The 20,679-nt window shown below is 62.5% G+C and carries 18 protein-coding genes; 16 read left to right on the top strand and 2 right to left on the bottom strand.

Features of this window, described 5'->3' with window-relative positions; translation table 11 throughout:
* The first annotated feature begins 3 nt into the window (after nt 1-3).
* The 5 genes from fabD (at nt 4) to C2L71_RS08090 (ending at nt 6,340) form a co-directional block, all read left to right on the top strand.
* Entirely contained in the window at nt 4-1,086 is a 1,083-nt protein-coding gene (gene fabD / locus C2L71_RS08110; protein ID WP_476729635.1) for an ACP S-malonyltransferase, read from the top strand.
* Between the two features lie 14 nt (nt 1,087-1,100).
* Nucleotides 1,101-1,865, top strand: coding sequence for a 3-oxoacyl-[acyl-carrier-protein] reductase (fabG, locus tag C2L71_RS08105; RefSeq protein ID WP_103265267.1), 765 nt, complete (start codon nt 1,101-1,103; stop codon nt 1,863-1,865).
* A complete protein-coding gene (gene fabF, locus C2L71_RS08100) occupies nt 1,862-3,151 on the top strand; it encodes a beta-ketoacyl-ACP synthase II (protein ID WP_103265266.1) in 1,290 nt (429 codons plus the stop codon). Before fabG ends, fabF begins: the two co-directional genes overlap by 4 nt.
* 188 nt (nt 3,152-3,339) lie before the next feature.
* On the top strand, nt 3,340-3,789 hold the full coding sequence (gene fabZ / locus C2L71_RS08095) for a 3-hydroxyacyl-ACP dehydratase FabZ (RefSeq protein ID WP_103265319.1): 450 nt from the start codon (nt 3,340-3,342) through the stop codon (nt 3,787-3,789).
* A gap of 46 nt (nt 3,790-3,835) precedes the next feature.
* Nucleotides 3,836-6,340 (top strand): acetyl-CoA carboxylase carboxyltransferase subunit alpha, encoded by a 2,505-nt coding sequence (locus tag C2L71_RS08090; RefSeq protein ID WP_103265265.1) that lies wholly within the window; start codon nt 3,836-3,838, stop codon nt 6,338-6,340.
* 91 nt (nt 6,341-6,431) lie between these two features.
* Here the strand turns inward: C2L71_RS08090 and C2L71_RS08085 are convergent, their stop codons facing one another.
* Entirely contained in the window at nt 6,432-7,007 is a 576-nt protein-coding gene (locus C2L71_RS08085) for an NUDIX hydrolase (RefSeq protein WP_103265264.1), read from the bottom strand.
* 546 nt (nt 7,008-7,553) lie between these two features.
* Between C2L71_RS08085 and C2L71_RS08080 the strand changes: the two genes are divergently transcribed.
* From C2L71_RS08080 to C2L71_RS08035, 10 genes are all read left to right on the top strand, one after another.
* The gene (locus C2L71_RS08080; RefSeq protein ID WP_103265263.1) at nt 7,554-9,785 is read left to right on the top strand and encodes a CRISPR-associated helicase/endonuclease Cas3; all 2,232 of its coding nucleotides are present in this window, start codon (nt 7,554-7,556) and stop codon (nt 9,783-9,785) included.
* A gap of 155 nt (nt 9,786-9,940) precedes the next feature.
* The gene (gene cas5c / locus C2L71_RS08075) at nt 9,941-10,606 is read left to right on the top strand and encodes a type I-C CRISPR-associated protein Cas5c (RefSeq protein WP_103265262.1); all 666 of its coding nucleotides are present in this window, start codon (nt 9,941-9,943) and stop codon (nt 10,604-10,606) included.
* A complete protein-coding gene (gene cas8c / locus C2L71_RS08070; RefSeq protein WP_103265261.1) occupies nt 10,603-12,390 on the top strand; it encodes a type I-C CRISPR-associated protein Cas8c/Csd1 in 1,788 nt (595 codons plus the stop codon). Before cas5c ends, cas8c begins: the two co-directional genes overlap by 4 nt.
* A gap of 2 nt (nt 12,391-12,392) precedes the next feature.
* Nucleotides 12,393-13,286 carry a type I-C CRISPR-associated protein Cas7/Csd2 gene (gene cas7c, locus C2L71_RS08065; protein WP_103265260.1) on the top strand — a complete coding sequence of 298 codons (894 nt, stop codon included), beginning with the start codon at nt 12,393-12,395 and terminating at the stop codon, nt 13,284-13,286.
* Between the two features lie 3 nt (nt 13,287-13,289).
* Entirely contained in the window at nt 13,290-13,952 is a 663-nt protein-coding gene (cas4, locus tag C2L71_RS08060) for a CRISPR-associated protein Cas4 (protein ID WP_103265259.1), read from the top strand.
* A complete protein-coding gene (gene cas1, locus C2L71_RS08055) occupies nt 13,949-14,797 on the top strand; it encodes a CRISPR-associated endonuclease Cas1 (protein ID WP_239926522.1) in 849 nt (282 codons plus the stop codon). The genes cas4 and cas1 overlap by 4 nt, the downstream gene beginning before the upstream one ends.
* A gap of 189 nt (nt 14,798-14,986) precedes the next feature.
* Nucleotides 14,987-15,277 (top strand): CRISPR-associated endonuclease Cas2, encoded by a 291-nt coding sequence (cas2, locus tag C2L71_RS08050; RefSeq protein ID WP_170042473.1) that lies wholly within the window; start codon nt 14,987-14,989, stop codon nt 15,275-15,277.
* 496 nt (nt 15,278-15,773) lie between these two features.
* Nucleotides 15,774-16,811 (top strand): GNAT family N-acetyltransferase, encoded by a 1,038-nt coding sequence (locus tag C2L71_RS08045; RefSeq protein ID WP_239926520.1) that lies wholly within the window; start codon nt 15,774-15,776, stop codon nt 16,809-16,811.
* Nucleotides 16,801-17,310, top strand: a complete 510-nt coding sequence (locus C2L71_RS08040; protein ID WP_103265256.1) for a hypothetical protein — start codon at nt 16,801-16,803, stop codon at nt 17,308-17,310. The genes C2L71_RS08045 and C2L71_RS08040 overlap by 11 nt, the downstream gene beginning before the upstream one ends.
* 71 nt (nt 17,311-17,381) lie before the next feature.
* On the top strand, nt 17,382-17,741 hold the full coding sequence (locus C2L71_RS08035) for a GIY-YIG nuclease family protein (protein WP_239926518.1): 360 nt from the start codon (nt 17,382-17,384) through the stop codon (nt 17,739-17,741).
* Nucleotides 17,742-17,876: 135 nt separating this feature from the next.
* On the opposite strand, the gene C2L71_RS08030 is transcribed toward C2L71_RS08035, so the two are convergent.
* The gene (locus C2L71_RS08030) at nt 17,877-20,093 is read right to left on the bottom strand and encodes a bifunctional alpha,alpha-trehalose-phosphate synthase (UDP-forming)/trehalose-phosphatase (protein WP_103265255.1); all 2,217 of its coding nucleotides are present in this window, start codon (nt 20,091-20,093) and stop codon (nt 17,877-17,879) included.
* A gap of 209 nt (nt 20,094-20,302) precedes the next feature.
* Between C2L71_RS08030 and C2L71_RS08025 the strand changes: the two genes are divergently transcribed.
* Entirely contained in the window at nt 20,303-20,584 is a 282-nt protein-coding gene (locus C2L71_RS08025) for a hypothetical protein (protein WP_103265254.1), read from the top strand.
* The last annotated feature ends 95 nt before the right edge of the window (nt 20,585-20,679 follow it).

The raw sequence follows: 20,679 nt of genomic DNA, 5'->3' as shown, positions 1-20,679 counted from the left end.
AACGTGACCGAACTTCAACCTGCGGGAGGGCCGATCGGCGGCGCCCAGTCGCTCGGACAGTCCTCGCTTCGCTGCGGAACTCGCTTGGTGGACGCCGCCGATCGGCCCGGCTCCGCGTCGAATGTGCAACCGATTTCCGCTATCGCTTCCGGGGCTCCTGTGTTCATGTTCTCGGGTCAGGGCTCGCAGAAACCGGGGATGGGGGCCGATCTCTTCGCTGTGGAAGAGGTGCGTGCGACGTTCGAGTGTGCCTCCGACGTGCTGGGCTTCGACGTGGCCGACCTCGTGCTCAACGCCGATGCCGCCGAGCTCAACGACACGCGCAACGCCCAGCCGGCGCTGTGCGTGCTGTCGGTGGCCGTCGCCCGCGCGCTCATGGCGCGCGGCGTGCAGCCGGCGGCGGTGCTGGGCTTCTCGCTCGGCCAGGTGAGCGCGCTCGCCGTGTCGGGCATGCTCGGCGACGAGGCCACGTTCGCGCTCGTGAAGGCGCGCTCGGAGCTCATGGCCGAGGCCGCTGCGGCGCATCCCGGCGCGATGAGCGCGCTGCTGAAGGCCGACGAGGATGCCGTGCAGACGCTCTGCGACGAGTGCGCCGAAGGCGACGTGCTCGTGCCGGCGAACTTCAACTGCCCGGGGCAGATCGTCGTGGCGGGCACGCCGGAGGCCGTCGAGCGCGCCGAGGCGGCGTGGGCTGCGGCGGGGAAGCGCTCGTCGCGCCTGGCCACGTCGGGCGCGTTCCACAGCCCGCTCATGGCCTCGGCTGCCGAAGGGATGGCCGCCTATCTGGAGAACGTCGAGTTCTCGGAGCCGCGCGTGCCCCTCATCTGCAACGTCACCGCCGCGCCGCTGTCCGCCGCCGACGCGCGCGAGAGCCTCGTGCGCCATCTCACGAGCCCCGTGCGCTTCGACGCGAGCGTGGCCGCGCTCGCAGCCGTCGGTGCCGACACGTTCGTCGAAGTGGGCTTCGGCGGCGTGCTGGCCAACCTCGTGAAGCGCATCGACAAAACCGCGACGCGCGCCTGCGTCCAGGACCGCGCGAGCTTCGACGCGCTCCTCGCCGCCCAGGCCGCGCCCGATTCCGAATAGGAGCTTCTTCTCCCATGACCAACGAAACCGAAACCCCGCGCCGAAGCGCGGTCGTCACCGGCTCGAACCGCGGCATCGGCCGCGCCGTGGCCGAGGAGCTCGCGCGCGCGGGCTTCGACGTGTGCGTGAACTGCTCGAGCGAGCGCGGCCTCGTCGAGGCCCGCGCCTTCGCCGCCTCCCTCGAGGCCGACTGCGGCGTGCGCGCCATCGCGGTTGCCGCCAACGTGGCCGATGCCGCCGATGCCGCCGCGCTCATCGACGCCGCCCACGAGGAGTTCGGCCGCGTGGACGTGCTCGTGAACAACGCGGGCATCACGCGCGACGGCCTTCTGGCCCGCATGAAGGAAGAGGATTTCGACGCGGTGATCGACGTGAACCTCAAGGGCACGTTCAACTGCTGCAAGGCCGCGGCGCAACGCATGATGAAGCAGCGCTACGGGCGCATCGTCAACCTGTCGAGCGTCGTGGGCGTGGCGGGCAACGCGGGCCAGGCGAACTACGCCGCCTCGAAGGCCGGCGTGATCGGCCTCACGAAGTCCATCGCCCGCGAACTGGCCGCGCGCAACGTCACGGCGAACGCGGTGGCCCCCGGCTTCATCGCCACGGACATGACCGACGCGCTGTCGGAGAAGCAGCGCGAGGCCATCCTCGGCCGCATCGCCTCGAAGCGCCTCGGCGATCCCGAGGACGTGGCGAAGCTCGTGCGCTTTTTGGCGAGCGAGGAGGCCGGCTACATCACCGGACAGGTTATCTGCATCGACGGAGGTATGTCGCTATGAGCGAGAACAGCATGAGCACGGGCGATGCGCGCCGTGCGGACGGCACGCATCGCGTGGTCATCACCGGCATGGGCGCGGTATCGCCGGCCGGCGTGGGCGTGGGGGCGCTATGGGACGCGGTCATGGGCCGCGCGTGCTGCATCGGTCCGGTGACGCGCTTCGACACGTCCGACTTCGACGTGCACATCGCCGCCGAGGTGCGTGATTTCGACCCGTGCGAGCACGGCATCTCGAAGAAGGAGGCGCGCCGGTTCGAGCGCTTCGTGCAGTACGCCATCGTCGCGTCCGACGAGGCGCTGGCGCAGTCGGGCCTCGACCTCGAGGCCGAGGACACCACGCGCATCGCGTGCGTGTTCGGCACGGGCATCGGCGGCATCGACGAGCTGCAGAGCGGCTTCTTCACGCTGGCCGAGAAGGGGCCGAAGCGCGTGAGCCCGCTGTTCATCCCCACGATGATCGGCAACATCGCCGCCGGCAACCTCTCCATCCGCTACGGCTTGCGCGGCGAGTGCCTGAACGTCGTGACCGCATGCGCCACCGGAGCGCACTCCATCGGCGCGGCCGTGCGCGACATCCGCCACGGCTACATCGACGCGGCGCTGGCCGGCGGCTCGGAGGAGTCCGTGTCGCCCATCTGCCTGGCCGGGTTCTCGAATCTCGGCGCGCTGTCGAAGGCCGACGACCCCTCCCAGGCATCGCTGCCGTTCGACGCGCGCCGCGCCGGCTTCGTGGCGGGCGAGGGCGCGGGCGCCGTGGTCGTCGAGTCGCTCGAGCATGCGCTCGGCCGCGGTGCTGAGGTGCTTGCCGAGATCACGGGCTTCGGCTCAACCGGCGACGCCTACCACATGACGGCCCCCGAGCCCAGCGGCGAGGGCGTGGTGCGCGCCATGCGCCAGGCGCTCGAGGAGGGCGGCTTCTCGCCGGAGGACCTGGGGCACCTGAACGCCCACGGCACCGGCACGCCCGCCAACGACGCCACCGAGTCCAAGGCGCTGCTGGCGCTCGTCGGCGAGGAGGCCGGGCGCGCCGTGCCGGTGACGTCCGTGAAGGGCACGACGGGCCACACGCTGGGCGCCGCCGGCGCCATCGAGGCCATCGTCTGCGCCCTGTCCGTGATGAACGACTGCGTGCCGCCCACGGCCGGCTTCGCCGAGGCCGACCCGGAGTGCCCGGTCAACGTCGTCACGGAGGCGAAGACGAACTACCCGCAGAAAGTGGCGCTGTCGAACTCGCTGGGCTTCGGCGGCCACAACGCCTCCTTGGCGCTATCGCCGTATCACGGCTAGCGACCTGCGGGACGCGCGAGGAGGACGGTGCCGCCCAGTCGCTCGAACAGTCCTCGCTTCGCTGCGGAACTCGCTTGGTGGGCGGCACCGTCCTCCTCGCGCTCGTCGGAATTGCCGATATTACGGGAAAGCGCATCCGTTCGGTTGCAGAAGAAGCCGAGCGTGCGTCGATTGAAGAAGGAGTCAACATGGATATCGAATATCCTTGTGAGAGGGACGTCGTCGAGGCGGTGCTGCCGCATCGCGACCCGTTCTGCTGGGTGAGCCGCGTCGTCGCGTGCGAGCCGGGTGTCGAGGTGACGGCCGAGCTCGACGTCGACCCTGCGCTGCCGCTGTTCGCGGGCCACTTTCCGGGCCACCCCGTGCTGCCGGGCGTCATCATCATGGAGGCGCTCGCGCAGGCCGCCTCGTTCTGCATCCTCGTACAGCGCGGCGCCGAGGGATCCATCGGCTTCCTCACCGGCATCGACGGCGCGAAGTTCCGCCGCCAGGTGGAGCCGGGCGAGACGCTCACCCTCAAGGGGCGCATCGTGAAGTCCTCGTCGCGTTTGTGCGTGGCCGAGGTGGAGGCGAGCGTCGACGGCGCGGTGTGCGCGTCGGCCACGCAGAAGTACGTGCTGGCGAAGGCGGAAGCGTAGGCGTGGGACGCGTGTGCGTTCCGAGGCAAGAGGCAAGGACCATTCGATGAAGCAACGCAAGCAGAACTACATCACCCTAACAGTGGACGGGGAAGTGCTTTCCTGTGGAGGAGTGCAGGCCGCACCCGAACTTGAGCCCGCGCCTGCAGCGGCTGATGTCGCCTATCGACTTTCACGCGCTGCTGGAGAAGCCGCCGCTGCACTTCCCCTTGCGCCGAACGCGATCGACTCTGCGGACATGTCCGAATATACCGACGTCGCCGGTGGGCGCGGAGCGGCCGACGACGGGGCTCATCCCGTCGTTCTCGTGATGGCGCGCGCGAAGACGGCAAAAAAGATGCTGCCCGCCGCCGCTGAGGCGGGCTTTTCTACGTGCGCGGTCTACACGCAGGACCGCCGCCTTGAACCGCACCTCAAACTCGCACAGCAGGCAGTGTGCTTAGGCGAGCGCTACTCGGCGGCGCTGTTCTGTAACAGCTGCGCCGTCCTCGAGGCTGCTGAGACCTGCGGCGCTTCGGTTGTGCTCCTCTGCGACGAGGCGCTCCCTCTGGCCGAGGTGGACAGTTTCCTTGCCCGCGCAGCGGCTCGGAGCATACGGGTCTTTCGACCTCTGAACCAGGATATGCCCGCACTCGGCTGGGTGCTGTGCACCACCGAGAAACCCCCTTTCGACGGTGGCGCTTGGCGAGCCTGCCCCCATTGCGGCCTCAAGTTCGACGAGGCGAGCCTCGCATCCGGCCATTATGTATGCCCGACGTGCAGCGGCTATCTTCGCATGTCGTCTACCGAGCGCATCAACGACCTGCTGGATGCCGACAGCTTCGTAGAGTGGGATCGGTCGGTTGCCGAGACCGACCCGCTCGACTTTCCCGGTTATTTCGAAAAGCTTGAGGCAGCGCGTGCGAAGTCGGGACTTGAAGAAGCGGTTCGCACGGGCGAGGGTCGCATCGCAGGCCTGCGCTTTGCCATTGGCATCATGGATTCGCAGTTCTTTATGGGATCGATGGGCTCGGTGGTGGGCGAGAAGGTGTGCAGGCTCTTCGACCGAGCCGTCGAGGAACACCTGCCGGTCGTGGTCTTCACAGCATCGGGCGGCGCACGCATGCAGGAAGGGCTCGTGTCGCTTATGCAGATGGCGAAGGTGTCGTGCGCGATTGAGCGGCATGCCGAGGCGGGCCTGCCTTATATCTCGGTGCTTACCGATCCAACCACTGGCGGCGTGACCGCTTCGTTCGCCATGCAGGGCGATGTGATTCTGGCTGAACCGCGGGCTCTCATCGGCTTCGCCGGGCAGCGCGTTATACGCGACACCATCAGACAGGAACTGCCCGAAGGATTCCAAACCGCCGAGTTCGCTCTCGAGCACGGGCTGATCGACGCTATCGTGGAACGCGAGGAGCTGCGCGGGATGATCGCGCACATCCTGGCCATCCACCTTGCGACCGCCTCCGGACGCTTCGAGTCGGGTGATCGCGAGATTCTCGTTGACTATCAGTCGGTGCGCGAGAACCTTGAGCACGGCACCGATACGTACAATACGGTCACATACGGCGATATGGACGTTCCGATGCTGGCTGGAGAGTCGTCAGGGCGGAGTGCGCGACGGTTGAAGGAGCGACTTTCGGGTATCGTCGACCGCTTCGAGCGGTCGGGCTCCGTATCCGGAAAGCGGCTTGAGAAAGCGTTGGCGCGAGGGGAGTTTGATGCTGAGAACGGGGCGTCGCTTGACGATGCGAACGGGCATGCAGAAGTAGCAGGCGTGACGGCCGAAAACCGTGCATGGGAGAGCGTGCAGCTCGCCCGCAACGTGCACCGCCCGACTGCACTCGCTTATATTGATGCGCTTGTGGACGGCTTTATCGAATTGCACGGCGATCGTGCCTTCGGCGACGATGGAGCTATCGTAGGCGGTGTCGGGTGGATCGGCGGCCAGGCGGTTACGGTAATCGCGCAAGAGAAGGGAGCGGACTTGAAGGAGCGCATTCGACGTAACTTCGGTTGCCCCCAGCCCGAAGGATACCGTAAGAGCCTGCGTCTTATGCGCCAGGCCGAGAAGTTCGGTAGACCCGTTGTGTGCCTCGTGGACACGCAAGGCGCGTTTTGCGGTATGGAGGCCGAGGAACGCGGTCAAGGCAACGCTATCGCCGATAACCTCCTTGCGCTTGCCGGGCTGCGCGTTCCTGTGGTGAGTGTGCTTCTGGGCGAGGGAGGTAGCGGCGGCGCGTTGGCGCTCGCGCTCGCCGACCGCGTGGCCATGCAGGAGCATGCAGTGTACTCGGTGCTGTCGCCCGAGGGCTTCGCGTCGATTCTGTGGAAAGATCGCACGCGTGCACCCGAAGCTGCGGCCGTTATGAAAATGAGCGCTGCGGAGGCGCACGGTATGGGCATCGTGGACGCGGTACTCTCCGAGGGACCCGCGCCTGCTCACGAGAATCCCGACGTTGCTGCAAACAACGTTAAAACGTACGTGATGGCATCGCTCAACGAGCTGTGCGATGCGCCGACCGAGGAGCTGCTCCGGACCCGCCACGAGCGCTTCGCCACATTCTAAGCGAGATTTGATTGCGAACGAGAAGCGCCCCGCCCTTCGGCATGGTGCCTTCGCGCGGCGTCACGTTGTGATCGGCGCTCGATGGCTGTGCTTAGAAGGGGTTGGCGGCGCGCAGCTTGTCGAGGAGCTTGCGATAGACGCGATTGCGAATCCATGGCTCGGTTGATGCATCGAGCGCGTCGTTGAGATCGAACCAGCGCACGCCGCTGTTCTCGTCCGGCTTGATGCGCAGCGGCTCGTCCGGCGAGGCCACGGCCAGGTACGTCACATTGAGATGCAGATGTGAGCTCACGTACCGCCCGCGCTTATCGTGTCCGTCCACGGTGAGCACCTCGAGCGAAAAGATGTTCCCTGGCCCGCACGGCACGATCCGCGCGTTGATGACACCCGTTTCCTCCTCCAGCTCGCGCAGCGCAACTTGTGCCAGGTCGCGCTCGCCGTCGGCGTGCCCGCCGATCCAGCTCCACGAGCCGTACGTGGTATGGAACACCATGAGCGTCCTGGTAGCGGTGGGGTCGACCGTCCAGATCGAGCACGTCATGTGCGCGAGCGAGTCGCGGTCGAACACGTGTGGGTCGCACTCCAGCTGCCGCAGGATGACCGCGCGGTCCGCAGCCTCCTGCTTGTTGAAGGCCCGGTAAGCGCGTATGTCGTCGATAAGGGGCATGGGGGTTTTGTAGCCGATATGTGTTGGTTTCCATGGATCGAGCCATGCAGAATCAAGAAGAATTTATTTTACAACTCATTGAATTAGAATGTTCATGTCGCGTGAAACGCGTGGATTGAAACAATGAGTTGTACAAGGATGTTATAAGGATACAGCCGGCATCAGCCGGCTGTATCCTTATAACAAATCATTGAATGCTATTTATTGATATGTTACGATAAGAATCAAGGTCGCATATCTTTTGTAACAGGCTATTGCGACTTGCCGTGAACCTGCCGAGAAAGGAGGCGGTATGGAAAAGCTGGTAGGATTTGCGGAAAGGCTGGTAAAGCTGGTCAGAGAGATTGTTTTCCTCATTCAAGAATTCACGAATCTTCTCCGAACCAGCTAATCAGAAGTGGTGAAGACGGAGGTGGTAGCCTTCGTCTTCACCGAAGATTTCATTATAGCAGCTTATTTCTGGCGCATTGCTGCAAGTATGAGGCATTGACATATTGCCGATTTTCAGACTTGACCCACTCGATAAGTTGAACAGGAGGCTTGAACATGTACGTCTCCCATGTTTCCGAGGACGGACGCATCGAAAGAGTGGTCGACCATTTGCGCGAGGTGGCCGAGATGGCGGCGGAGTTCGCGCGCCCGTTCGGAGCTGAAAAGTGGGCGTACCTGGCGGGTATGGCCCACGATATCGGAAAGTACTCTGCGGAGTTCCAGAACCGCATCCTCCGCGAGGGACACAAGGTCGACCACTCCACGGCAGGGGCCTACGAACTCTACGAGCAGGCTGGATTGCTCCCGCTCTCTTTTTGTGTCGCCGGTCACCACGGCGGTTTGCCCGACGGCGGCTCGCTCGCCGAACTCGAAGGCCCGACGCTGATAGGACGCTTGCGCAAAGCGGAACATCACGAGCTTCCCGACTATCGCGCTTATGCACGCGAGATCGAGCTGCCCAAAGCGGAATCAGTCGTTTTCGACAACATGACCCACTTTGATCCCTTCTCGCTCGCCTTCCTGACGCGCATGGTGTTCTCGTGTCTGGTCGATGCCGACTTTCTCAGCACGGAGTGCTTCATGGCGGGGTCGCCGCGCGAGCTTATGGCCACCGATCCGCTCGAGGTGTTAAACGAGCGTCTTGAACGCAAGGTCCAATCGTTTTACCCTCCTCGAGGCGAGCTCAACAAAACGCGTTGTGCCATTTTGGATGCGTGCGCCGAAGCGGCATCGGATGCTCCGGGCGTTTTCTCGCTCACGGTTCCCACCGGCGGCGGGAAGACGTACGCGTCGCTGCGTTTCGCTCTGCGCCATGCCCTCGCCGAGGGCCACGACATGCGGCGCGTCATCTACGCGGTGCCCTTCACGTCGATCATCGAGCAGAACGCCGAGGTGTTTCGTGAAGTGGTCGGCGCGAACAACGTGCTCGAGCATCATGGCAACTTCGACTTCGACAATGCGGGCGAGGACGGCGGAATGCTGCGCCTCGCGACGGAGAACTGGGACGCGCCCATCGTGGTCACGACCAACGTCCAACTCTTCGAATCGCTGTATGCCAACAAGACGTCGCGTTGCCGCAAGCTGCACAATATCGCGAATAGTGTGATCGTACTTGATGAAGCGCAGATGCTCCCGACGAAGCAGCTGCTACCCTGCGTGCGGGCGTTGGCCGAGCTGGTCCACCGTTACGGATGCACGGTGGTGCTGTGCACGGCGACCCAGCCGTCACTCGGCGAGATGTTCGCCTCGTACGGATGTCCGGTGCGCGAGATCGCTCATGAGCCGCAAGCCCTGTACGAGCGTTTGCGTCGAACGGAGTATCGCTTCGTCGGAAAGATCGAAGACGAGGCGCTCGCCGACAGGTTAGCATCGCACAAGCAGGCGCTATGCGTCGTCAACAGCCGCAAGCAGGCGAAGGCCCTGTACGATTCGGCGCGCAGGGAGCTGGGCGACGACGGAGGCGTCTACCATCTGTCGACGCTCATGCATCCGGCGCATCGGGAAAGGGCGCTCGCTGCAATCCGTCGTCGGCTGGCCGCGGGGAAGGCTTGCAGGGTAATCGCCACGAGCTTGATCGAGGTCGGCGTCGACGTCGATTTTCCCGTCGTGTACCGCGCGCTCGCCGGCGTGGACAGCATGGTGCAGTGTGCCGGCCGGTGCAACCGCGAAGGGAAACGCCCTGCCTGCGAGAGCATCGTGTATCTGTTCGATCCGAAAACGTCGTACGGTATTCCGAACGACACCGCCCAGAAGTGCTCGATCGCCCGGTCCATACTGCTCGGGATAGGCGTCAGCCTTGAGAACGCTGGGGCCGAAAGCGAGGGCGTCCCGTGCGACATCGGCTCGCTTGAGGCGATCGCATCGTATTTCGATCAGCTGCACGAGCTGCGCGCCGACCGGCTCGATGCCGAAGGGGTACTCGGGGACCTTACGGAGATCGATCGAGCGGAGTTCCATAAGGACAGGCCGATCCCCCTCATCCCCTTCAAGGATGCCGCCGGCCGCTTCCGCATGATCGAGGACGGGTCCCATTCCGTCATCGTTCCCGACCCTGCGATATACCAGGAGCTTCGCGACCTCCGCGCAGGGACGGGCACGCGAGGGTCGATGCGCCGCGTGGCGCGTTATTCGGTGGGCTTGTACGACAACGACCTCAAAGTGCTGCAGCGCGCAGGTGCCGTCAGGCTGTTGGACGGGGATACCTACGAGCTGGTCGATCCGAGCCTGTATCGCGAGGACACGGGACTCGACGCATCGGATGCGGGAGGGAAGGGTCTTTTTTTCTGAAAAGTATTCCAAACCTGTACCGTAATCGTCTCTTGCAAAGCGTGATCGGCTGCTATGCTGCATATATGAGCACCTTGATAACGATATAGCGTCAAGAATCGCGTACGTCGAAAGCAAGCGAAGGACTTTGAGAAAGCAGAGGAAGGAGGTGTCCTATGGCTTACGGCATTCAAGTTGAGGTGTGGGGCGATCGGGCGCTGTTCACGCGTCCGGAGCTTTCGGTGGAGCGCGTGTCGTACGACGCGATGACCCCCAGCGCCGCAAGAGGGCTGCTCGAAAGCATCTACTGGCACCCGGGCATGCGCTACAGCATCGACCGCATCCACGTGCTCAATCCCATCCAATTCACGAACGTGCGTCGCAACGAGGTGAAATCGAAGGCGCTCGCCAGCACCATGCGCACGGCGGTGACCGGGGGCGGCAAGCTTCCCTATATCAATACGAAAGACGATATCCAGCAGAGAGCGTCGCTCATCCTCATCAACGTCCGCTACGTGATAGAGGCGCACTTTGATCTCACCGACAAGGCGATGCCCGAGGACAACCCTGGTAAGTTCAAGGATATCATCAGGCGAAGGCTCGAACGGGGCCAGTGCTACTCGATGCCCTATTTCGGAACGCGCGAGTTTCCGGCGCATTTCAAAGCGTGGGAGGGGCCGCAATCGCCCCAGGGCTGCTATGCGTCGGACGGCGAGAAGGATCTCGGCCTCATGTTGTACGACATGGATTACAGCGACCCGAAGAACATCACGCCGATGTTCTTCCGTGCGGTCATGCGCGGCGGCGTGATCGACGTGGCGGGAAGCGAGGTGTTCCGATGATTCTCCAAGCGTTGGTTGGTTTTTACGAGCAGCTCGCCGCGGAGCGTCCCGAAAAGATCGCCCGGGTCGGGTGGTGTTCGCGCCAGGTGGCGTTCATGCTCGAGCTGACGCCCGATGGCGAACTGGTCAACGTCATTCCGGCTGTGGAGAAGCGCGGTTGGGCGATGATGGTTCCCGAACAGGTGAAACGCACGGTTGGCGTAGCGGCGAACCTGCTGTGTGATAACGCGACCTACCTGCTCGGCATCGACGCCAAGGGCAAGCCCGAGCGTGCTCGGCAGTGCTTCGAGGCGGCGAAGGAGCGCCATCTGGCCTTCTTACGAGAGCTCGAGTCTCCTGCAGCTACGGCGATCAGGCGTTTCTTCGAGACGTGGGATCCTGGAGAGGCGCTCGAGCATGCAGCCGTCGCCGATGCGGGTGAGGTCTTGCTCGCGGGTGGCAACCTCGTCTTCCGGGTTGGCGGGAAGAACGCGCTCGACGATCCCGTCATCTGCTCGGCTTGGGAGAAGGCGTGCAGGGAGCCTTCGGAAGACGCTGCCGTCATGACCTGCCTCGTGTCCGGCGACAACGCTCCCATTGCTCGGCTGCATCCTGCCATCAAGGGCGTCGTGGGCGCGCAAGCTATGGGAGCTTCGCTTGTTGGTTTCAACGCGCGGGCATTTGAATCCTACGGGCACGACGAAGAGCAGGGCCTCAACGCGCCGGTGAGCGAGTATGCCGCGTTCGCTTATTCGACGGCGCTCAACTACCTGCTTTCCGATCGCAAGCATCATATGAGGGTAGGTGACACGACGGTGGTGTACTGGGCCGACAAGCACGACCAAGCCTGCGTCGACATCATGTCCGACTTTTTGAATCCTCAAACCGGAGACGGCGATGCTGAAGGTAGAAAAGGCGGCAAAGGCGACCCGGACCGCGCCATCGACGCGGTGATGCAGAGGCTTGCCAAGGGACTGCCGATCGCGGAGGTCGATCCTCATGCGAACTTCTACGTGCTCGGGCTTGCTCCGAACGCCGCCCGGCTGTCGGTGCGCTTTTTCCAACGCGATACGTTCGGTGCCATGCTCAACAACCTGTACCGGCACTACGAGCGGCTCGACATCGTGCGCGCTCCCTACGAGAAGAAGTACCTCGTGCCGTACCGCTTGCTGGCCGAGACCGAGAATCCGAATGCGAAGCAGCCGGCCGCCACGTCGCTGCTCGGCGGCGCCCTCCTTCGCTCCATCCTGGGAGACCAGCGCTACCCCGAAGCCCTGTTCGAGCAGACGATACTGCGCGTGCGGGCTTCGCAGGACGACGATGAGCGCCGCACGCACAAGGTGACGCGCGGGCGGGCGGCCATCATCAAGGCGTACCTGATAAGGAATTGCAAACGAAACGAGGAGGAGGAGGTCACGGTGGGACTGAACGAAGAGCGTTCCGACGCCCCCTATGTGCTGGGGAGGCTGTTCTCGGTGCTCGAGAGCATCCAGGAAGCCGCAAGCCCTGGCTTGAATTCGACCATCAAGAACAAGTACTACGATTCGGCCAGTGCCACGCCGAGCGTGATCTTCCCGATCGTGATCGGTCTGTGCGACAAGCATCTTGCCAAGCTCGCACGGGACAGCAAGGGGCTTGCCGTCCATTACGAGAAGATGCGCGGGGAGCTGCTCGACAAGCTTGACGCGTTCCCCAAGCGGCTCTCGCTCGAGGAGCAGGGCGATTTCATCTTGGGATACTACCATCAGAACCAAAAACGCTACGAGAAGCGCGATACCGAATCCGACCGGATGCAGGAGGCATAGCCATGAGAGACCCCATTAAGAACCGTTACGATTTCGTTGTGTACTTCGATGTTGAGAACGGAAACCCCAACGGAGACCCCGATGCGGGCAACATGCCGCGCATCGACCCGGAAACCGGGTACGGCATCGTGACCGACGTGTGCTTGAAGCGCAAGATCCGCAATTACGTGGAGACGGTGAAGGAAGACGAACCAGGCTTCGACATCTACATCAAGGACGGTGTCGCGCTCAACACGAGCGACAACCGCGCCTTCGAAGCGCTCGGCGTCGATGCGAAGGATATCAAGAAGCTCAAGAAGGACGACCCCAGCCTCGATGAGAAAATTCGCGACTTCATGTGCGGCACATTCTACGACGTGCGCACGTTCGGCGCGGTGATGACCACGTTCGTGAAAGGCGCCCTCAACTGCGGGCAGGTGCGCGGGCCGGTGCAGCTGACCTTTGCACGCAGCGTCGATCCCATCATCCCCCAGGAGGTCACCATTACGCGTGTGGCCATCACGACCGAGGCGGACGCCGAGAAGAAGGGCACCGAGATGGGCCGCAAGTACGTGGTGCCCTACGCGCTCTACCGCGGTGAGGGCTACGTTTCGGCGAACCTGGCGCGCAAGTCGACCGGCTTCTCGGAGGATGACCTTGCGCTTCTGTGGGAAGCTATCGTCAACATGTTCGAGCACGACCACTCGGCAGCACGCGGCAAGATGGCGGTGAGGGCGCTCGTGGTATTCAAGCACGATGGCGAGCTGGGCAACGCTCCGTCGTACAAGCTGTTCGATGCCGTGTCCACCAAGAAGAAGAAAGGCGTGGAGGCTCCGCGCTCGATCGACGACTACGAGGACATCACGGTCGACGAGAGCGTGGTTCCCGAGGGGGTCACGGTCCTGAGGATGGTGTAGACGGTGTACGACGAGGACGAGTTCCTCGCGCTGTCCGGCATCCAGCACTTCGCGTTCTGCCGTCGGCAGTGGGCGCTCATCCACATCGAGCAGGCGTGGGATGACAACGTGCTAACGGCGGAGGGCGAGTTCATGCACCGACGGGCCCATGACGAGGAGCTGCGCGAACGGCGGGGAGACACCATCGTCGTTCGCGGTTTGGCAGTGCATTCGCGGACGCTCGGCCTGTCGGGGAAGTGCGATGTTGTCGAGTTTCGCAAGGATTCGGGCGGCCATCCTCTCGCGGGGGAGGATGGCCTTTGGCGCGCTGTACCCGTGGAGTACAAGCGCGGTCGCAGCAAGGTGAGCGACGCCGATAGGTTGCAGTTGTGCGCTCAGGCGCTGTGCCTGGAGGAGATGCTTGGCGCCGATGTGCCCGAGGGGTGCCTGTTCTACGACGAGACGCGCTCGCGCGAGCGCGTGCCGATCGACGGGGCGTTGCGCGCGGCGGTGGTATCAATGGCTGAGGAGATGCACGATCTGTACAGGCGCCGGCGCACGCCGAAGGTGAAGCCGTTCGCGGCGTGCAGGTCGTGCTCGCTGTGCGATATTTGCCTGCCTCACGCGATCAACCGGGCTACGGTTGGGGAGTTCGTGGCGAAGCGGCTGGCCGAGGAGGCGCTATGAGGCATCTGCTCAATACCCTGTATGTGTTCACTGAGGATGCGTACCTGACGCTTGACGGCGAGAACGTCGTTGTTCGCAAGGATGGGTCGGAGCTCGGGCGTGTGCCGCTGCACACTCTTGAGGGCATTCTGTGCTTCTCGTATCGAGGTGCCAGCCCAGGCCTCATGGGCGCCTGTGCCGAACGCGGAGTGGCGCTCTCGTTCTTCGGTCGGAAAGGCCGCTTCCTTGCGGGCGTGCACGGTGAGCAGCGCGGCAATGTGCTGCTGAGGAAAACGCAGTACGCATGGTCGGAGGACGAGGGCAAGAGCTTGACCGTAGCGCGCAACTTCATCATCGGCAAGCTATACAACGGTCGCTGGGTCCTCGAGCGGGCCGTGCGCGATCACGCGTTGCGCATCGATGCAGAGGCGGTGAAAGCGGCTTCAACGAAGCTTGGCGCCTCCCTTCGTAGCGTGACGAGTTGCGAGACGATGGATTCCTTGCGCGGTATCGAGGGCGATGCGGCGGCGGAGTATTTTGGTGTTTTCGATCAATTGGTGCTGAGGGACAAAGAGACGTTTCGCTTCAGCGGCAGGGTGCGGCGGCCGCCTACCGATGCGATGAACGCTCTGTTGTCGCTGTTCTACACGGTACTAGCCTTCGACTGTGCGTCCGCACTCGAAGGTGTGGGCCTCGATCCTTTTGTTGGCTTCATGCATGCGGATAGGCCAGGACGGCGTTCCCTTGCTCTGGACTTGATGGAGGAGCTGCGGCCGGTGTTCGTCGACCGGTTCGTTCTCTCGGCCGTAAACAACCGGTGGATTCTTCGGCGTTCGAGCAGCGGGAATCGGGCGAGGTTCGCCTGACCGACGAGGGGAGAAGGATTCTGTTCGGCGCGTGGCAGGAGCGGAAGAAGGAAACCATCACGCATCCGTTCCTGAAGGAAAAAATGCCTCGCGGACTCGTGCCCCATGTTCAGGCTTTGTTGCTCGCCCGTTGCGTGCGAGGCGATTTGGACGGGTATCCTCCCTTTATGTGGAAGTGAGGTGCATGCCATGCTGACGGTGATTACGTACGACGTGAACACGGAGGATCCTGAAGGCCGGCGACGCTTGCGAAAAGTGGCTCGGCACTGCGTGAACTATGGACAGCGCGTTCAGAACTCGGTGTTCGAATGTGTGGCCGATGCGGCGACGATGGTCAAAATCAAAGGCGAGCTTGTTGATTTGATCGATCCCGATAAAGACAGCTTGCGCTTCTATTACCTAGGGAATAAATATCAAACGAAGGTGGAGCACATTGGTGCGAAGCCGAGCTACGAAGCCGAAGGGTTCTTGGCTTTATAATGACTGGTGCGAACATGAGGCTCGCAGACGTCACGAGGAAGGTTCGCACCGATTTCGGAGGGGCGGGCAAGCTGTCTTGGGTCAGTTTTCGATCTTCTGATTGTTATGTGCTAGATGTCGATGCGGACGGAGCGCTAGCACAAAATGTTGCGGTCACTCCCCACACGGGGAGTGCGGGTTGAAATGCGAGTACCGTGGAGCTCACGGCGCTCGATAAGCGTCACTCCCCATACGGTGAGTGCTGATTGAAAACAAGGCGAGAAAATCAACGAGAAAGGAGAAAAACAAGATAGCAAGCAGCATCTTCGTACTCATACCTGCGCTTCCCACGTCCTCACAACGACATGTCGGAGGCATGTCGTGTCGCATGAGCTTCTGAGCCATCACCGCGATGGAACGTTGCGCAGGATGTACCCGAATTTGGCGGATGGTACAATGCTCCTCATGGCAAACGATTACAAGGAAACGGACGGGTCTTAACGCGATGAAGATAGCCGTGAGCGCATGCTTATTGGGAGTGGGGTGCCGATACGATGGGGCTGCGAAGCCGTGTGAAGAGGTGCTGGCTCTTGGTGAAGAGCACGTGCTCATTCCTGTTTGCCCGGAAACCGACGGTGGCATTCGCGCACCGCATCCTCCGAATGAGATAGCCACGTTCGAGCGGGCGTTGCGGGTGATGGACGCGGAGGGGGCCGACAACACCGACGCTTTCTTGGCGGGAGCTCAAAAAACACTCGAGCGCGTGCGTGAAGAGGACTGTACGTTGGCTATCTTCAAGGCGAAAAGCCCCTCCTGCGGCAACGGCCGCATCTATGACGGCACCTTTACGGGAAGACTCGTTCCGGGCTATGGCGTGGCGGCTCGGCTGCTGCGCAGCGAAGGTATTCGCGTGCTCGATGAGCAACAAGTGCGAGTCTGCCTTGCCGTTAGCGCTGCAAGGCATCCGGGCATGCCGGCTGCCTTGCTCGCGGAAGCGTCCTCCAAATGCCCGACGCTCTCCACCGAGCGTCTTGTGCTGCGCCCATTTGTCGAGGATGACATTCAGGATGTGTTCGCATACTGCAGCGATCCCGACGTCGGACCGGATGCGGGCTGGGCACCTCACCGAACCCTTGAGGACGCACGCTTTTTCATCGAGGAAATCGCTTCGGTGCCACATGTATTCGGGGTGTTCGAGCGCGTCGCAGACGGTGGGTGCGGTCCTTGCGTCGGCTCGATCGGTCTCATCGGAGATCCTCAGCGGCGCAACGTCGATTGCCTCATGCTGGGCTACGCCCTCGCGAAGCAAGCGTGGGGGCACGGCTACATGACGGAGGCTTCTCGGGAAGTCATACGGTACGGTTTCGAAGAGCTGGGACTTTCGCTCATCACATGTACCCACTATGCTTTCAACGACCGTTCGGCTCGCGTCATCAAGAAATGTGGTTTCGAGTACGAGGGTGTGTTGCATGCGGCCGAAGCTTCTCCTGACGGCATCCTGCAGGATGCCGCGTTGTATCGGCTTACTGCCGAGGCTTGGCGACGTGGACGCTGATGGCTTATCGCCCGACGATGGCTCCGCAGCGTCTCGACTGCTCGAGGCGTTGGTCGCGTTCGTGCGATCGGCGGGAGAGCGGTGGAGCGTGCAGCGTATAGCGGAGTTTGCGGCTATCGCGGTAGGCGATCGGGCGGAGGTGGGCGATGCTTCGCAATACGTCTTTCACCGGGCGCGTCGCGAAGGCTATGATCTTCCCCCGTTTCCCTTGGCCGGCTGCGGAGAGATCCGCCGCTTCCTTGTCGATGAAGGTGTGAGGAATCTGCCTGAGTGGTATGCGAAGATCGGCATCGAAGGCGAGGCGTATGTACGTCTGCACGAGAAAACGCTCGTGTCGGTTCGCAGTTCGACGGGCATGCGCACCGTGCTCCTCATCGACGGGCTTCTGTATGACCGTCAGGCGGGATTCGTGCCCTTAGCAGAAAGTGATCTGGTGCGACGCTTGGACGAGGAGGAACTCATGTCGCTCATGGAATTCGTGCTGTCAGGTGTCAGGTGAGCGCGATGTTTGATGAGGGGCCTTGTGGGGGAGGGTTCGCCGGCGGATTGAGCGACGACGGTCAGCGATCGATGTTTAAGAATTCGAGCATCGCCGATCCCGCTATGCCACGGTATTTTATGTATGTGCTGTCGTGCGCTGACGGCACTCTTTACACAGGCTATACGGTCGATGTCGAGAAGCGCGTCGCCGCGCACAACGCCGGCAAAGGCGCGAAGTACACACGTAGTCGTACGCCCGTCGAGCTCATCGCGTGCGCCCGGTTCGAAACCAAGCATGAAGCTATGAGCGCCGAATACCGTTTCAAGTGTCTGACGCGTCCCCAAAAGGATCGTCTCGTGCGTTGCGCTGCGGTCGATCCGTTCGAGGAAGTGCTCCGCACCCTCATGCCCGGGGAATGCCCCGGAGACGAACTCGCAGAGAACGGGTAGCACGCTCGGCCGGGTTCATCGTCCGGCTGCGCCCGATGCACGGCTCCCTGATGCGTATGCCGATCACTAAGCTCTGCTGAGTTGTCACATCTGCCAAACGAACGTATGGCGCGTCCGCATCCAGCATTGCTCGCCCTATACCTCCGCCAACGCCTCGAGAAGTCCACGCATTTCGCGGCAGTCCTTCAGGGTGTAGCGCGCATGGGTGGGGCCTCCTCCTACTTTGATTGTCCAGGCTGTTTCCGGTGCGGCTTCGAACACGTCTTCGTCGGTACGGTCGTCTCCGGCCGCCAGCAAAAAGTCGTACATCGGATTGCGAAACCAACGATGAGCTGCATGTCCTTTGTCGACTCCGCGCGGTTTTATTTCCAGTACCTTGTTTCCATCCATGAGCGCAAGCCCCTGGTCGGCCAGCCCGTCGCTCAAGGCGTTCTTGATTTCTATCACGCGCCGCTCCGCCAGCTCCTGGCTGCACGTGCGGTAATGCCACACCAGCGAGAAATCCTTCTCCTCAAGCAGCGATCCCGGCGTGCGATCGACGAAATCGCAAAGTACCGGCCGCAGGGCCTCTTTCCACCCATCGCTCAAGGGTTCTTCGAGCATCCAGGCGTCTTCCGCTTTCCTGCGGAACCACACGCCATGCTCGGCCACAAGATCGACGGACAGCGCGCCAAGCCACGTTTCGAGCGTGTTCCGATCCCTGCCCGACACGACCACGATATCGGTCTCCTCCGAGGAGAGTCGCTCGAGCAATTCCAAAAGGCGGCTGTCCGGCACGACTCGTCCCGGATCGTCCGAGAACGGCATGAGCGTTCCGTCGTAGTCGAGCATGAGCGCGCGCCGACCCGATCCGCGGAACGCATCCAACAGCCTGACCGCTGTCGTCGGGCCCAGTAACCGCGCGCTCATACCGGCCTGCCTCTGTTTCACGCCATGCGCGGCGTCCAAAAACTCGCGAGCCCACTTTTCCGATGTGTAGCGGGCGAGTCGCTGCTGCATCGGAGCGTTGCGACGCCGCTGCTCGTCGGTACCCATGGTAAGCGCCCGTTCCATGGCCCCCACCACATCTTCCAGGTCGAAGGGGTTCACGCGCAAAGCCTCATGCAGTTCGTACGATGCTCCGGCCATCTCGGAGAGCACGAGGACGCCTCCGCCTCCATCGTGGCAGGCAAGGTACTCTTTGCAGACGAGGTTCATCCCGTCGCGCAGGGGCGTCACGAGCATGACGTCACTGACGGCATAGAGGCTTGCCAGTCGATCGAACGAAAGCGATCGATAGTAGTAGTCCACCGGGGACCAGTCCATTGTGGAATGCTTGCCGTTGATGAGGCCAACCAGCTCGTCGATCTGCTTCTTGAGCGCCCGGTACGATGCAACATTTTCGCGTGAGGGCACGGTGACGAGCACGAGCACTACGCGTCCCTCCCATTCGGGATGGCGGTCCAGGAAAATGTCGAAGGCGTGCAGGCGGTTCGGGATGCCTTTCGAGTAGTCCAGGCGCTCCACCGACAGCATCACCTTGCAGCCCTCGTGACCCTTCTCTTCGGCAAAGGCTGCGGCCGCCCTTTGCACTTCGGGTTTGCGGGCCGCCTGTCGATAGCGCTCGTAGTCGATTCCGAGCGGGAACGCGTCGACCTGGGTGAGACGTCCGTCCACTGTCAGGGCTCCGCTCGTATTCTCTACGCCTGCTATGCGCCGACAGCTTGAAAGGAAGTGCCGGACATAGTCGTACGCATGGAACCCTATGAGATCGGCTCCCAACACGCCTCGCACGATATCTTCGCGCCATGGCAGCATACGGAATGTCTCGTAGTCGGGAAACGGTATATGCAGGAAAAAGCCGATGGTCGCATCGGGCAGCTTGGCGCGCAGCAGGGTTGGTAAGAGCATGAGGTGATAGTCTTGCACCCACACCACATCTCCCGGGCGGGCTACGGCTACGATCTCGTCGCAGAATCGCTCATTGACGCGGCGGTAGGCTTCCCATTCTGCTTCGTCGAAACGAACGAACTGCGGGAATCCGTGGAACAGCGGCCAAAGGGCCGAGTTCGAAAGCCCTTCGTAGTATGCTTCGGCATCCGCGGGATCCAGAAGAACGGGTAGGCAACCGCATGCGGCCAGTCTTGCGGCCACATCGGCCTGTTCCGCCTCGTCGAAGTCTGCCGTATCGCCCATCCACCCTATCCACAAGTTGCCGTCCTGCTCATGCAGGGGTCCCAGGCCCGATGCCAGACCCCCGACGCTGCGTTCGAGTGTGATATGCCCTTCGGCATCGTGCGACGCGCGATAGGGGAGGCGGTTCGATACGATAATAAGGCGCTCTTGGGCGCTGCGGTCCAGTTCCGTTTCCATGGGTTCGCTTTCGTCTGACGTTTTTGTCATTGTAGGAAACCTCGACGGCCGGTCGCAATCCGGTTGGAGCCTTGTTGCGCGTCCGTAGCGTGTCCGTGAAGCGTCGCGTTTGCGGCTTGCATTCTGAGTCGGCGGTCGAGCAGGGCGCGCGCCGATCGTCGTGGTATCATGGGCCGCATCAGCCTTGCTCGTGGAATTCGGAAGAGGATATGCAGACCTACATCGCACATTACCGATCGCCCGCAGCCTCGGACGCCCGTGCTACAGGCCTGTTCGAGTTCGAAAGCGATGCGCGCGCCGGGTCGAAAGGCAATCTCCGCGACGCGCGGCTCAAGATGCTGGAGCTTTACGGCAAAGACGCGGTGTCGTGGACGATAGATCGCGTCGAGCGCAAACGTGCGACCAAGCAGGTGCAGGACGGCCAGCTGGAGCTTGATTTCAGACCGCCGAAAGCCGAGCGCAAGCGCGCCAAGAAAAAGGAGTGGTGGTAGGGATTCATGATGCTCCGGTGACAGCTTCGGCACGGTGCAGAAAGAGGCGAACCGTCTTTCGTGCGAAGGCGCTATAATGAGGCCCGATATCAGAA

Source organism: Enteroscipio rubneri (assembly GCF_002899715.1).
GTDB lineage: Bacteria > Actinomycetota > Coriobacteriia > Coriobacteriales > Eggerthellaceae > Enteroscipio > Enteroscipio rubneri.
This window is presented reverse-complemented; position numbering and strand designations above follow the sequence as displayed.